Consider the following 12,966-nt stretch of genomic DNA (forward strand, 5'->3'; position numbering starts at 1 on the left):
GGCCGGCTTTTGTTCATCTTCAGGATGCCGGCCGGAATGGTTTCGTGAATCCGGGCAGTCGGTTATGATAGTAGGACGAATTAGAGAGGGAGTGGCACAATGGTAAAACGGAGCTTCAAGGATTCGCTGCGCCGGATGTTTCTGCTGCATACCCTTGTGCCGATTTCCATTTTGTTTGTGCTGTTTCTAGTGTTCATGATGATCAATTCCCGGTTTGTGCTGGTCAGCCAGACGGCGGAAGCAGGCAAACAGATTAAATCGTCGATGGAGGCAGTCTACAGCTCCTACATTAAGGAGATAAGTGAAGCTGCAGCGCTGGAAACGGTAATTTCTTTTGCCGGGTCACGGAATCACGGTCCGGAGGTATTTGAGCGGTTTTACGGCTTTAATAACCGGCAGCAGGTAAAAAGCATTATGTATATAATCGGTGCTGACGGGATGATCATGGCCTCCTCTGCCAACTATAATGATGAACCGTCTGATCTCGCGCTGCAGGCGATTGCCCGGCGGATGCACAGCCAAGGCTTGCCTCTCCTTGCCGAAACCAATCATATCCGATTCTCGCATGACCGTTATACCGCCTATACCTTTGCCCATGAAATCCGTAACGGAGGGGCAGTGCTCGGTTATCTGATCTATCAGCTGTATGAATTAGATCTGCAGAAGCTGATCTTTGTGCAGAATAACGAAATTGCCGTGGTTACAGATCCTTACCGCACCATTATTGCCACTACGAATAATCTGACGCAGGGGCTGATGAATAAATACAGCCTGTCCAGCGATTCTAAGGGCTACGTGTGGATAGATAAGGGGAAGTATTATAGTAAAGAAACATACATACCGTTGTCCCAGTGGCGAGTATACACGTTAAGCGCTGCTGAGGGGAATCATAGTGCCTATTGGTCACTGGCTGTATTTTTTATAATGGCTAGTCTGCTGCTATGGCTTGTTATTCAATATTCTGCCCGCATTATCTCCACGCGCCAGTCACGGGCAATAGATAAGCTGATCTATGCCGTCAGAGAGCTGGAGTCAGGCAACATGGACTCTTACGTCTATATCGGGACCGGGGATGAGTTCGAGACGCTTGCGAGCCAATATAATCAGATGCTGCAGCGACTGAATGAGCTCGTCGCCCAGAATGTGGAGCTGTCCGATTTGCGCAGGGTTATTGAGGTTAAGCACCTGCAGTCGCAATTTCATCCGCATTTTATATTTAATGTGCTGGAGACGCTTCGCTACGCTATTGTTGTAGACAACAAGCTCGCTCAGGATATGGTACTTACTCTTTCCAGACATCTGCGCTACAGCATTGGCAACGAAAAGGACCATGTTATGCTTGGCGATGATCTGGAGTATATTGCCGGGTACATGAAGCTGCAGCAGATAAGGTTCAAGGACAGGCTCCATTACCGGGAAGAGGTAAGCCAGGCGGCCAAGACTGCACTGGTTCCCAGGCTGATGCTGCAGCCGGTCATCGAGAATACAATTAAATACGGCTACCGCCAGCGCCAGACTGTTGCCGTTACAGTGACAGGCCGTGTGCAGGGTGCGGATCTGCTTCTTGAGGTGAAGGATAATGCGGGAGGGATGAGCAGCGAACGGCTGGAGGAGGTACGGGCCATTATGGCGTCTCAGGATAACCGTGCCCCGCATATCGGGCTGCATAATTTGCACCGGCGGCTTGTGCTGATGTACGGGGAACGTTATGGCATTCAGATTGACAGTATTCAGGGCGAAGGAACCCGGGTTACTTTTGTACTGCCGTACAGGAAGGAGGAAGCGGATGTTTAAGGTGCTGCTGGTAGAGGATGAAGAGATGATCCGTAAAGGTCTGCGGTTTACCTTTGACTGGATGGGGGCCGGGTGTGTGGTGGTTGGTGAAGCAGAGAACGGTGAGGAGGGACTCCGCCAGATCGCGCTGCTTCATCCTGATATTGTGATTGTTGATGTAAATATGCCGCTGATGGACGGGATATCCATGATTGAGCATAGTGTGGAGGAATCGGATTGCAGCTATATTATCCTGTCCGGCTACGATGAATTCAGGCTGGCCAAGGATGCTATCCGGCTGGGGGTTACCGAGTATTTGCTGAAGCCGCTGGAACAGGAGCAGTTATCAGCTGCACTAGAGCGTGCTAAGAGCCAGCTGGAAATGAAACGCCAGTATAATGCGATGGTAACTTCCGGAGCCGGAAACGGGGAGCTGCTGCAGGCGTCTGTTGTGAAGCTGCCGGGGAAGTCGTCCCGCTATGTATCCAGAATGATCCAATATGTCCAGGAGCATTATGCGGAGAAAATCGGCATTAAGGATCTGGTTGAAAGCCTGGGCGTAAGCGCCACGTATCTAAACCGGACATTCAAAAGTGAAACAACCTATACCTTCAACGATTTTCTGAACCGTTACCGCATTCAAAAAGCAATGGATCTGCTGAGCAGCGGCGAGGACAAGGTATATGCAATTGCTGCTGATGTAGGCTATAAGGATTACAAATATTTTATAGCCATCTTCAAGAAATACGCGGGATGTACCCCAAGCTATTATCAGGAGAGATTTGGCAGGGGAGAGGTAGACCTTTGATTGAACGGTTGAGGATCGTTGTACCGGGAAAGGCATTGCAGCTGCCCGGCAGAGTGAGCCCAGGCAGCTGCAAAATAAACAGTTGACATTTATATCGCCACGAGGTATATTATAAGAGTTCCTTTTGAGAACAAAGGTTGTTAACAGCCTACATATTGTGGACTCTTAGCTCAGTTGGTAGAGCAGTAGACTCTTAATCTATTTGTCCAGGGTTCGAGCCCCTGAGAGTCCATCACATAAAGAACGGCAGCGATGCCGTTTTTTTGCTGTTCTTTTATATCTCTAAAAGAGCGCCTCCGTTAAAGCAAAGGGAGGCGCTCTTTATTATACACAGATCATCTGGTTTCCAGATATGCAATGCCCAGCGCCCCGGTAACCGGATTGCGGTAGGTTTCGCAGGCCACGTCAAAGACCTGGCCGATCAGCTCCTTGGTGAGGATATCCTCCGGTCTGCCGCTGGCCGCAACCTGACCCTGCTTCATCACATACAGATAATCGCAGTATTCGGCAGCAAGTGTAAGGTCGTGGAGTGCGGCGAGTATGCCGATGTCCAGCTTTTTGACGATGTTCAGGATCTGCAGCTGATATTTGATGTCCAGGTGGTTAGTCGGCTCGTCAAGAATCATGAATTCCGGCTGCTGTGCCAGCACACGGGCCAGAATGACACGCTGCTTCTCGCCGCCTGACAGGGAATTGTAGCTGCGCTCAGAATGGCCTTCCAGATTAACCATGCGCAAGGCGGAGGTCACGATTTCATGGTCTTGACGGTTGTCTGTCTCAAGCATCCCCTTATGCGGCGTCCGGCCCATTGCAGCCATCTCACGGACAGTGAAGTCGAAGCTCAGCTCGTTGAACTGGCCGACGACGCCCAGCTTTTGCGCGACCGCTTTCGGGCTTGCTTTGATTACGTCCAGATCAGATAGGAAGACGTTCCCCTGCTTAGGCTTAATGACTTTGTAAATACTCTTCAGAAGCGTGGATTTGCCGCAGCCGTTCGGTCCGATCAGACCGACGAATTGTTTGTTACGGACCTTGAGCGATACATCCTTGACAATATTAACATTGGAAAAAGAGACCGCCAGACGTTCAACATTTAAATCCATTATGATTTGCCTCCAAACGCGTAGCCTTTTTTGACCAGCATATACATGAACATCGGCGCACCAATCAGGGCGGTGATAATCCCGATCGGGAGCTCCACATTCGGAACAATGGTCCGGGCAATCACGTCAGTCCAGATCATGAAGATAGCTCCGAACAGGATTGAAGCCGGGAGCAGCCTGCGGTGGTCAGAGCCGACCAGACCCCGGATCAGATGGGGGATAATCAGGCCGACGAAGCCGATCATTCCGCAGCTTGCAACCATAATACCGGTAATCAGTGCAGTGAGGATCATATAGGCTCTACGGTAAGCACCCAGCGAGATTCCCAGCGTAACAGCCGCTTCATTTCCAAGCAGCATGGCATTCAAGGCGCGGAACTGCATCAGGAAAAAAACAGAGGCAAGTGTTATGGATACGGCAATCAGCGGCAGCTTATCCCAGCTTGAGGCGGCCAGGCTGCCCATGGTCCAGAAAGTAACGGTCTTAATACCTTCGGCATTGTTGGCGAAATAGACGATGAAATTGGCAAAAGCGGTGCATAGCGCATTGATGACCATGCCGGCGAGCACGAGCTTGACCGAAGTCATTTTACCTCCGGCATTGGCCAGGAGCAGCACGAGAAGGGAAGCACCGACGGCTCCGGCAAAGGCCCAGAAGGCTACGCCGGTCTGCCCCAGAAAGCCCATTGTCCCAAAGCCGACCAGAATAGCGAAGGTTGCACCAAGCGAACCGCCTGAGGAAATACCAAGTATGTAAGGATCAGCAAGCGGATTTTGTACAGCAGCCTGCATAATCGTTCCGCACAGCGTAAGGCCTGCACCGATGAACAGGGCCATAAGAACACGCGGGAACCGGATTTTCCAGATGATATCTACAAAAGATCCGGTAGTCAGATCCTGCACATCTCCAATCTGAATGCCGGTAATCTGGTGTAACAGAATCCGGTAGGATTGGGAGACGGGGATTTCCACCTGTCCAAAGGAGACGGCAGCACCCGCCGACAGAACCGTAATAACCAGCAGAACAATTATAATAGCAGTGAATCCGTAACGGCTATTGATGATAGATTGCTTGGCTGCCGGCTGCGCGGCTAGCTCGGTTTGCATGACATTCATATAGACTCCTTAATTATAAAGTTTTAATTTAAAATATACCGTATGTTGAGAATCGTTGTCAATGAGAATTATTATCATTGACATATGCACCAGCTTTCTATATTCTACGATTGTATTCCTTGCAGAACGGAAGGTTGTGCCAACTCTGGCAAGGCTGTGTACCAGACATATAGAAAAGGGGATAGGAATGATGAAGAAAAGCTTAAAACGATTTATGCCGCTGCTGGCGGTTTTGCTGCTGGTAGGGATTCTTTCAGCATGCTCTTCTAACACGAAAAATGAGAATGCATCGGCTGCAACGGCAGCGCCTGCAGCTAATACAGCTGTTGAGGCCACAGAGGCTCCGGCTGCTGCTCCAAGTACAAGCACAGTTTATCCGCTGACTATTGAGAATTATACGAATAACGGTGAGGGCACTGAATGGACAGCCAAATCCGTAACCTTTGACAAAGCGCCTGAGAAAGTCGTTGCCAATACTCAGGGTGCCGCTGAGCTCTTAATCAAACTGGGCTTGACTGACAAAATGGTAGGCGTTGCTGCGCTGTATGGTGCAGGTGACCCTTCTGTCCAGGAAGAGTTCAAGAAAATCCCTGTAATCTCCGAGAATTATGCCAGCAAAGAGCTGGTTGTCGGAGCAAGCCCGGACCTGGTACTGGGACGTGCTGACCTGTTCGCGGATGCGGACTGGGGAGTTGGAACCGTTGAGGGCTTAAACGGGCTTGGCATCCAAACCTATCTGCAGAATACCAGCGTAAAGGGTGCTACGCTGGACAGCCTGTATAAGGACATTGAACAGATCGGCCAGATCTTTGATGTGCAGGAGAATGCTGCTGCTTATATCGGGGAGCTGAAACAGCGTGCTCAGACGATTAAAGATCAAGCTGCAGCCAGCAATGCGAAGACCTTTGCTTATGTATCCGACGGCGGAAACGGTGCAATTGCGATTTACAGTGGTAATATCGATACCTTTGCCGGCGATGTGCTCGGTCTGCTGGGCATTACGAACAGCTTCGGTGACGTTACCGGTGATGTTAGCAAAGAACAACTGCTTGCTACCAACCCGGATGTACTCTTGCTCTCTGTCTACACCGGAGGTGTTGACCCGCAGGAGACGCTGAAAGCCTTCTATGCAGACCCATCGCTGCAAAGCCTGAATGCCATCAAGAACAAAGCAATTTACCTGATCGACTTCAACCAGTTCTGGGGCTACAGCTATTCTATCTTTGACGGTGCTGAAAAGCTGCTGTCCGATATTCTGGCTAACCAGTAAGACAGGAATCTATGAAAAGCAGGTCAGGCAGCGCAATAGCTGCCTGACCTGCTTTTTGCTGCGGCTTGGTTTCTATATAAATTGAATTTGAAAAACATAAAAAAAGAAAAGTGGCGGAGGGGAATTTTGGAACTGTAGGAGCGTTAGCGACCGCCTGAAAGCTTTTCGCAGAAAAGCTCACTTCGGAAGCATAAGCTGTCTGCGGATTTCTACCGTTAACAACGGGGATAAATAAAAGAAATCTGCAGACAACAGCGGCCGGAAGTCCAAATATTCTCTGGAGTCACGGCCAAATTTTATTTATAAAGTTTCAATTCAATTTATATAGTAAATATTAATTTTGAATATTCAGCAATTTAGAGATAGAATGATGAAATAGTAAAAAATGATAGTGATATATAACAACAGCTTGGGGGAACAGAACGTGGAACTGGGTATTAGTACATTTGTGGAGACCACACCGGATGTGGTTACAGGTAAGACTATGAGCCATGCAGAACGGCTGCGTGAAGTAGTAGAAGAAATCGTGCTGGCCGACCAGGTCGGGCTTGACGTGTATGGTGTCGGGGAGCATCACCGGCCGGACTTTGCCGCTTCCTCTCCGGCAGTGGTGATGGCAGCGGCAGCGGGCCTGACAAGTAATATCCGCCTGACCAGTGCGGTGATGATTCTGTCATCGGCTGACCCGGTGCGGGTGTACCAGGATTTTGCCACCTTGGACGGATTAAGTAACGGACGGGCCGAAATTATGGTCGGCCGGGGTTCATTTATAGAATCGTTTCCGCTATTCGGCTGTGATCTGAAGGATTATGAGAGTCTGTTTGAAGAAAAGCTCGATCTCCTGATGAAGCTTCAGCAGTCTGAATATGTGACGTGGGAAGGTAAGCACAGACCCGCTATACATAATCTGCCGGTATATCCGCGTCCTGTACAGGACCCTCTTCCGGTCTGGATTGCCAGTGCGGGAAGCCCGGAATCTGCGGTTCGCACGGGTGCGCTCGGTCTGCCGTTTGCGCTGGCGATGATCGGACCTGTCCGCCCGCTGGATTTTGCCGCGCAGGTGAAGCTGTATAAAGAGGCAGCAGCAGCAGCAGGCCATGATTACGCCAAGCTGCCGGTTGCGGCACATGCGCATGGCTTTGTTGCCGGGAGTACGCCGAAGGCGGTTGAACAGTTCTTTCCGTCAACCTATGCCAGAACAAATGTCCGGGCGGTTGAAAAAAGCCTGCCGCCGTATACCCGTGCAGATTATGATGCGGCAGTCAGCCCGGAAGGCGCGTTATTCGTCGGCGATCCGCGTACGGTCGCGGACAAAATCATTCAGTTACGCAAAGAAGTCGGAATCACCAGATTCCTCCTGCATGTCCCCCACGGGACGATGGCCCACAGTGAGGTGATGGAGTCCATCCGCCTGCTTGGAACAGAGGTGGCTCCGCTGGTACGGGAGGAAATTGCACGCTGGGAGAGGGAAGTATAATAGAAGAAACGGCAGAAATGCCGTTTTTTTGCTGTCAGCGGGCGGTACAATTCACAGTATTTATGATCGATTGCCTTGACATTATTAGCTCCAGATTATAGGATATGAATGAAAAAATAAATATTCATTCATGGAGAGGTCATCAGTGGAAGATAAAAAGAAACTAATTTATGACGCTGCAAAAGATTTGTTCAGCAGCAAAGGCTTTAAGGATACGAATATATCGGACATTGCCAAGAAGACGGGCATGGCGGTGGGAACCTTTTATAACTATTATGGCTCAAAGGAAAAGCTCTTCATGGATATTTTTCTGGAGGAGAATGCAAAGCTTAAAAAAAGCTGTTTACAATCACTCGACATGAGCCAAAGTCCGCTAACCGTAGTACAGCAAATGATGGCGCTCAATACAGAAGGCATAATGGCAAATCCTATTCTAAAGGAATGGTACAACAAAGGTGTCTCTGCAAAAATCGAGCAGCTGTTCCGTGAGGAAAAGGGCATGCAGGCGGCTGATTTTATGTATGACAGCTTTCTTGAAATTGTAAGGCAGTGGCAAGCAGAAGGCAGGATGCGCAGTGACATTGACAGCAAAATGATTATGATGATTTTTGCTGCAATTACGAGCGTAGACACTCATAAGGAAGAGATCGGGTTGGATTATTTTCCGCAGCTTCTGGAATGTATGACGGAATTAATCATGAAGGGTCTGACAGACTGTCCCTAAACAGAACTAAGGGGCAGTTATTATATACACCATAATGAATGAATAAAAATATATTCATTCATTACAATGGCTCTGCATACATTAAAGAGAAGGGGAGTGTGAGATGCGCAAAATTGTTAGCAGAAGGAGTGGAAACAAAAAAAGGACATTTGTGCTGGTCATCTTAGGGCTGATTGCAGTCATAACCTTAACAGGGATGCTCTACGATGCAGCAGGAAGGCGGGAAATCCGGCAGCTTAGCATAGGTGCAATTGATTTCAGCAAGCTGCAGGACGGAAGCTACACGGGAGAATATAGCGGCACATTGAATCATCTGAGAGATGCTGAAGTGCAGGTAACAGTCTCTGCCGGACGGGTCTCGGAGATCCGCATTCTTAAGGGAGCAGTGGATAAAACGGGCAAACCACTGGAGCTGAAGGAAGGGCTGAGCATTGTTGATTTGTTTGGCACTGTGCTTCAGAGGCAATCACTGCTGGTGGATGCCATTAGCGGGGCAACGCTGACCTCGAAAACTCACCTTAAGGCATTAGAACATGCGTTAGAGCAGGCGAGGATTAAATAATACATGCTGAGGGGGATTCACATGAGTGTGGCAATCATTTCGTATTCGTTCACCGGTAATAATGAAGCACTAGCAGTGAATGTGGCAAAAGCGCTATCGACAACACATATCCGTATTAAGGAACCTAAGCCCCGGACGACGGGAGCTATTATCATAGACATGATGTTGAACAGGGCACCGCGGGTGAAGCCGGCACCGGATCAGCTGGGGACCTATGACATGATCCTTTTTGTAGGCCCGGTCTGGATGGGACATGTGGCTGCCCCGCTCCGTGCTTATTTGAAGCATCTCAAATCACACCCGCACCGGTATGGCTTCCTGTCCATTAGCGGCGGGGCAGACGGAGCCAACCCCAAGCTGCTGCAAGAGCTCAGAAAAAGAACTGGGGCAGACCCTGCTGTACTTCTGGACCTGCATATTGCTGACCTTTTGCCGAACAAGCATCAGCCCGCTGACCGCCAAGAAACCTCCGCGTACCGGCTAAACTCCGGGGATCTCGAACGATTAACCCAGACAGTTGTGGAAGCATTGAGGGAGACTCTTTAACTTTTCCAATGATAACCCCGGACATTCCTTGACAGCTCTTTTGACGTTAGATTGATTGTCAGCTCTTCGATTGCTGAGAGGCTCGCAAATCCGCATATTATACTTGAGGTTATAGTCAGTTCCAATAGACTGTACAAAAACGGAAAGCCGAAGAGCAGCAGACCGGTTGCCTTATTGGCATAGGTATGAATGAACGCCAGCGTACGGTATCTGAGCCACCCGGTCAGCAGAGAAGCGCCGCGGAGGACGGCAATGCCGGCTATCCAGTATATCAACCAAACGGGTAAATGCAGGAGCGGGAGGAATACCAGCAGTAACACGCCTATAAAAAGGAAGTCAGCCATACTATCCAGACTCGCGCCAGCTTCACTGGCGCTCTTTGTTTTGCGGGCAATATAGCCGTCCAGCGCATCACTCGCCCCGCACAAGGTATAGACAACAAGAAACAAGCCGGACAACGGTTCCAGGAACAACAGGCAGAGAGAGCCGATCATCCTCATGACAGTGAGTATGTTAGGGATATGTCTGGTCATTGCGCCTCCAAATAGGAATATTTATGTGCGGGAGTGTTCTTTTAACAGGATGCTGCTAATGTTATGGAACGATGGGGGACTTTTATTATAGCTGAGCTTTCTATTTCTGTGATAGGGTAAAAATAACAATAATGTATATAAGTTGGTGAATGAATGCGCAGATTAGATGAGGTCTTAAGAGTAAATCCGTTATTTGCCGGAGCGAAAGCGAGCAGGCTTAAGATTAATCTTTATGTGCTGGTACCGCTATATTTTGTATTATGGATGGGGAGCCTGACTGCAGGGCGTTGGGTTTATTCAGGAGTTTCGTATAGCCTGGTTCAATCCTTGGGGCTGGGTGAAAGCACAATTCAGGAGTACCGGAAGTTTATCATATGCAGTGTACAACTGGTTTTATTTTATTTATGGATCAACATAGTCGAGAAACGTCCGCTCAGGTCAGTGGGATTTCACACGGCAAAACCGTTAAGAGCTTATTGGACAGGCTTTCTCACCGGGTTCGGTGCGATTTCAGCGGTCACTGCAATATTACTTAGCTTGGGCATGGTGCAGGTGGAGGCTCATCATTGGACAGCCCTTACACCGCTGGCAGCTGTCATTGCTCTCGGATGGATGGTTCAGAGCGCAGCGGAGGAATTGGCGGTAAGAGGCTGGTTAATTCCCATGCTGGCGAAGGAAAGCACACCTGCTGCTGCAATACTATTATCTTCGGTCATATTCGGGTTCTTTCATCTGTTCAGCTCCGGGGTTACAGTGTTATCTTTTATTAATCTGATCTTATCCGGATTGTTTTTTGCCGGCTATGCGATCGTTACTAAACATATTTGGGGAGTCTGCGGTATGCACTTTGCCTGGAATGTTACGCTTGGCAATCTTTACGGATTTCCGGTAAGCGGGTTTGCGGACAACGGGCGGACGCTTTTAGGAATGAATCTGACGGGACCGGCGTTTTTTACAGGCGGAGCGTTTGGTCCGGAGGGAGGAGCGGTTACAACTTTTGTGCTAATGTTGGGCATTATTATTGTGGCTATATTGTGGTGCCGGCAACAGGCGCCCTTGACTTCCACGAATTAACATATTTCTAGTAACATTTGTAACAGAGTTTAGCGCTAGAATTTGATAAAAATAGGGTGTAAGCGTTTTTTATAACATGACTGGGGGAATGTTTGTGAAAAAAGTTACAAAACTAATGCTGGTGGCTGGAATCTCACTGGCACTTGTAGGCGTAGGCAATAGTGGTGCACTTAACAACGTATCTTCTGCAGCAAGTGCGCCTTTGAAGGTGGGCCGTGTTGAGGCAGCAGCCCATGGAACCAAGTGCTTTACAGTAGCTGTCGCCGTCGTTCAGAATGGCGTTATCGTAGCAGCTTCGCTGGATGATTACCAGTTCCTGAGCACAGATGTGGCTAAGGGTGTACCTAACTCTGATAAGGATTTTGGACAGAACTACAAAGATCCAAAGGTCGTTCTGGCTTCCAAGAAATCCAACTCCAAATACTACAGCGAGCACATGGCAGAAGCAGCAGGCTCCACTGTAGCTTATGATAAGAACCTGGCAGCGATTGAGAAGTTCGCGACCGGCAGAACGATCAAATCCCTGGAACAGACACTGACCTACAAATCGGCCGAGCAGGTAGTTGACGCAGTAAGCGGCGCAACACTTGTGGATACCCACGGTTATCTGAAAGCGATTCTTGATGCAGCCAAAGCTGCCAAATAAGAAACGGCTTAGTGTGCTACACCTTCACAGCTCCCGCTGTGAAGGTGTTTTTGCATGCCGGGATTACACCATGAAGCACCAGCGGACGCCAAAAGCATCAGCAAACTGCACCATGCACGGACTGTAAAAAGCCGGACCAAGCGGAGTAAGGGTTGTGCTTCCATTCCTGATGCTTTCGTAAGCCTGTTTCAGGGCAGCCTCATGCTCAAAAATGGCAACTAGCTCCTGGACTGATTCTGCCGGATAACCGGCTGTACCGCCATAATCGCTCAGCATGACCCGCTGGCCCAGAATGTGCATTTCTGCGTGAATGACAAAGGTTTCAGGCTTCTGCTCCGGATCATACATTACCGAATCTGCAGTACTGTTAAAAGCCTGTGCGTACAGCCTGATTGCCTCGTTTGTGCGGCCGTTTAAATACAATTGCGGAATAAGCATCGGAAAGCTCCTTTACAGGTATCGTTAGTATTTGAGCGGAAGATTCTATAAATATTTTACAGGAAATAGTTTTCACTGTATTGTAAAAATACGACGCAGAACCGGCGGGAAGCCCGTCATTACAGGGTTTATTATGCATATGCCGGCTCTCCGGCTGATGCTAAGGCTGAGGATTATATTTTACCCGGGGCCGGTTGATGGTATGATAGATAGCGGGGTGAGAATACGAATGAATAATGAGAACGAAACAATGGATGAAACAGTGAACGAAACAGCGAATGAGACTGTAAGTGAAGAGACAAGCAATAACCCGGCAGGTATGACTGAAGAGAAATGGAATGAGCTGGTCAAAGCGGTTCATCATAATGGTATGGTAGCTTTGAAGATGTATTTTAAAGAGGTGCAGAGCCAAATTATTAATCTGGCGGCTTTTGGACCCGTATTTGTATACCATGTGAAAAATGAATCGGGCGAAGTATATTCCACCGGATTCTTTCTGCGCGAGCTGGTGAACCGGTTCCAGTCGGACAAGAACCCTGAAGTGTGGGTATCCTCCTTCTTCCACGAGCTGATGAAGACAAAGGGCGGCAAGCCGCTTCCGAAGCAGCCGGAATCGGAGGAAGAGGCTAAGGCGGTTATCGACAATCAGGTGGTTCCACTGTGCATCAAGACTGTACAAGAGGAGTTCGCTCCTGAGAGGGTGCATGCAGGTCTGGCCTGGAATGAAGACCACGGTCCGGTATTTGAAGCCGGCTTCCCGGCTGTTACTGCCGGCAACAACGTATGTGCCATTCCGCTTCAGCTGCTCTTTACACACTTCCAGCTGAACCGTGATCCATCCGAGCTGCTGCTTACCGGTTTGTACAATATCCGCAAACAGCATGGGCTGGAATAGGA

Annotated in this window: 14 protein-coding genes and 1 tRNA gene; 11 read left to right on the forward strand and 4 right to left on the reverse strand. The window is 49.1% G+C overall.

Features of this window, described 5'->3' with window-relative positions; genetic code table 11:
- The first annotated feature begins 99 nt into the window (after window positions 1–99).
- From R70331_RS10130 to R70331_RS10140, 3 genes are all read left to right on the forward strand, one after another.
- Window positions 100–1,794, forward strand: coding sequence for a sensor histidine kinase (locus R70331_RS10130; RefSeq protein WP_042175066.1), 1,695 nt, complete (start codon window positions 100–102; stop codon window positions 1,792–1,794).
- A complete protein-coding gene (locus R70331_RS10135; protein WP_042175068.1) occupies window positions 1,787–2,581 on the forward strand; it encodes a response regulator transcription factor in 795 nt (264 codons plus the stop codon). The genes R70331_RS10130 and R70331_RS10135 overlap by 8 nt, the downstream gene beginning before the upstream one ends.
- Before the next feature lie 159 nt (window positions 2,582–2,740).
- Window positions 2,741–2,813: transfer RNA gene (locus R70331_RS10140), tRNA-Lys, on the forward strand.
- Between the two features lie 103 nt (window positions 2,814–2,916).
- Here the strand turns inward: R70331_RS10140 and R70331_RS10145 are convergent.
- Both R70331_RS10145 and R70331_RS10150 read right to left on the reverse strand, forming a co-directional pair.
- Entirely contained in the window at window positions 2,917–3,684 is a 768-nt protein-coding gene (locus R70331_RS10145) for an ABC transporter ATP-binding protein (protein WP_042175070.1), read from the reverse strand.
- Window positions 3,684–4,799: a FecCD family ABC transporter permease gene (locus tag R70331_RS10150; RefSeq protein WP_442950572.1), complete on the reverse strand. Its 1,116-nt coding sequence runs from the start codon at window positions 4,797–4,799 to the stop codon at window positions 3,684–3,686. Before R70331_RS10150 ends, R70331_RS10145 begins: the two co-directional genes overlap by 1 nt.
- Before the next feature lie 187 nt (window positions 4,800–4,986).
- Here R70331_RS10150 and R70331_RS10155 point away from each other — a divergent pair, with 187 nt between their 5' ends.
- The 5 genes from R70331_RS10155 (at window position 4,987) to R70331_RS31495 (ending at window position 9,378) form a co-directional block, all read left to right on the forward strand.
- Complete coding sequence (locus R70331_RS10155; RefSeq protein ID WP_231576442.1) at window positions 4,987–6,069, forward strand: ABC transporter substrate-binding protein; 1,083 nt, start codon at window positions 4,987–4,989, stop codon at window positions 6,067–6,069.
- 424 nt (window positions 6,070–6,493) lie between these two features.
- The gene (locus tag R70331_RS10160) at window positions 6,494–7,546 is read left to right on the forward strand and encodes an LLM class flavin-dependent oxidoreductase (RefSeq protein ID WP_042175075.1); all 1,053 of its coding nucleotides are present in this window, start codon (window positions 6,494–6,496) and stop codon (window positions 7,544–7,546) included.
- A 145-nt stretch (window positions 7,547–7,691) separates the two neighbouring features.
- Complete coding sequence (locus tag R70331_RS10165; RefSeq protein WP_042175077.1) at window positions 7,692–8,270, forward strand: TetR/AcrR family transcriptional regulator; 579 nt, start codon at window positions 7,692–7,694, stop codon at window positions 8,268–8,270.
- A 103-nt stretch (window positions 8,271–8,373) separates the two neighbouring features.
- Window positions 8,374–8,832: an FMN-binding protein gene (locus tag R70331_RS31490; RefSeq protein ID WP_042175079.1), complete on the forward strand. Its 459-nt coding sequence runs from the start codon at window positions 8,374–8,376 to the stop codon at window positions 8,830–8,832.
- Window positions 8,833–8,853: 21 nt separating this feature from the next.
- The gene (locus R70331_RS31495) at window positions 8,854–9,378 is read left to right on the forward strand and encodes a flavodoxin family protein (protein ID WP_042175082.1); all 525 of its coding nucleotides are present in this window, start codon (window positions 8,854–8,856) and stop codon (window positions 9,376–9,378) included.
- Here R70331_RS31495 and R70331_RS10180 read toward each other — a convergent pair.
- Window positions 9,375–9,911, reverse strand: a complete 537-nt coding sequence (locus tag R70331_RS10180) for a CDP-alcohol phosphatidyltransferase family protein (protein WP_042175084.1) — start codon at window positions 9,909–9,911, stop codon at window positions 9,375–9,377. The two genes, R70331_RS31495 and R70331_RS10180, sit on opposite strands and share 4 nt — an antisense overlap.
- 153 nt (window positions 9,912–10,064) lie before the next feature.
- Between R70331_RS10180 and R70331_RS10185 the strand changes: the two genes are divergently transcribed.
- Both R70331_RS10185 and R70331_RS10190 read left to right on the forward strand, forming a co-directional pair.
- A complete protein-coding gene (locus R70331_RS10185; RefSeq protein WP_052419001.1) occupies window positions 10,065–10,985 on the forward strand; it encodes a CPBP family intramembrane glutamic endopeptidase in 921 nt (306 codons plus the stop codon).
- 94 nt (window positions 10,986–11,079) lie between these two features.
- A complete protein-coding gene (locus tag R70331_RS10190) occupies window positions 11,080–11,631 on the forward strand; it encodes a hypothetical protein (RefSeq protein WP_042175086.1) in 552 nt (183 codons plus the stop codon).
- A gap of 63 nt (window positions 11,632–11,694) precedes the next feature.
- Here R70331_RS10190 and R70331_RS10195 read toward each other — a convergent pair whose 3' ends face one another.
- Complete coding sequence (locus R70331_RS10195) at window positions 11,695–12,069, reverse strand: VOC family protein (protein ID WP_042175090.1); 375 nt, start codon at window positions 12,067–12,069, stop codon at window positions 11,695–11,697.
- A 229-nt stretch (window positions 12,070–12,298) separates the two neighbouring features.
- Here R70331_RS10195 and R70331_RS10200 point away from each other — a divergent pair, with 229 nt between their 5' ends.
- Window positions 12,299–12,964, forward strand: a complete 666-nt coding sequence (locus R70331_RS10200) for a hypothetical protein (RefSeq protein WP_231576443.1) — start codon at window positions 12,299–12,301, stop codon at window positions 12,962–12,964.
- Window positions 12,965–12,966: the final 2 nt, after the last annotated feature.

The organism is Paenibacillus sp. FSL R7-0331, assembly GCF_000758645.1.
In the GTDB taxonomy this organism is placed as follows: Bacteria; Bacillota; Bacilli; order Paenibacillales; family Paenibacillaceae; genus Paenibacillus_AQ; species Paenibacillus_AQ camerounensis.

What these genes read in the sequence shown, in the direction of transcription:
- R70331_RS10130 (WP_042175066.1), top strand. Translation starts at nt 100, where the DNA reads ATGGTAAAACGGAGCTTCAAGGATTCGCTGCGCCGGATGTTTCTGCTG.
- R70331_RS10135 (WP_042175068.1), top strand. Translation starts at nt 1,787, where the DNA reads ATGTTTAAGGTGCTGCTGGTAGAGGATGAAGAGATGATCCGTAAAGGT.
- R70331_RS10145 (WP_042175070.1), bottom strand. Translation starts at nt 3,684, where the DNA reads ATGGATTTAAATGTTGAACGTCTGGCGGTCTCTTTTTCCAATGTTAAT.
- R70331_RS10150 (WP_442950572.1), bottom strand. Translation starts at nt 4,799, where the DNA reads ATGAATGTCATGCAAACCGAGCTAGCCGCGCAGCCGGCAGCCAAGCAA.
- R70331_RS10155 (WP_231576442.1), top strand. Translation starts at nt 4,987, where the DNA reads ATGATGAAGAAAAGCTTAAAACGATTTATGCCGCTGCTGGCGGTTTTG.
- R70331_RS31490 (WP_042175079.1), top strand. Translation starts at nt 8,374, where the DNA reads ATGCGCAAAATTGTTAGCAGAAGGAGTGGAAACAAAAAAAGGACATTT.
- R70331_RS31495 (WP_042175082.1), top strand. Translation starts at nt 8,854, where the DNA reads ATGAGTGTGGCAATCATTTCGTATTCGTTCACCGGTAATAATGAAGCA.
- R70331_RS10180 (WP_042175084.1), bottom strand. Translation starts at nt 9,911, where the DNA reads ATGACCAGACATATCCCTAACATACTCACTGTCATGAGGATGATCGGC.
- R70331_RS10185 (WP_052419001.1), top strand. Translation starts at nt 10,065, where the DNA reads ATGCGCAGATTAGATGAGGTCTTAAGAGTAAATCCGTTATTTGCCGGA.
- R70331_RS10195 (WP_042175090.1), bottom strand. Translation starts at nt 12,069, where the DNA reads ATGCTTATTCCGCAATTGTATTTAAACGGCCGCACAAACGAGGCAATC.
- R70331_RS10200 (WP_231576443.1), top strand. Translation starts at nt 12,299, where the DNA reads ATGAATAATGAGAACGAAACAATGGATGAAACAGTGAACGAAACAGCG.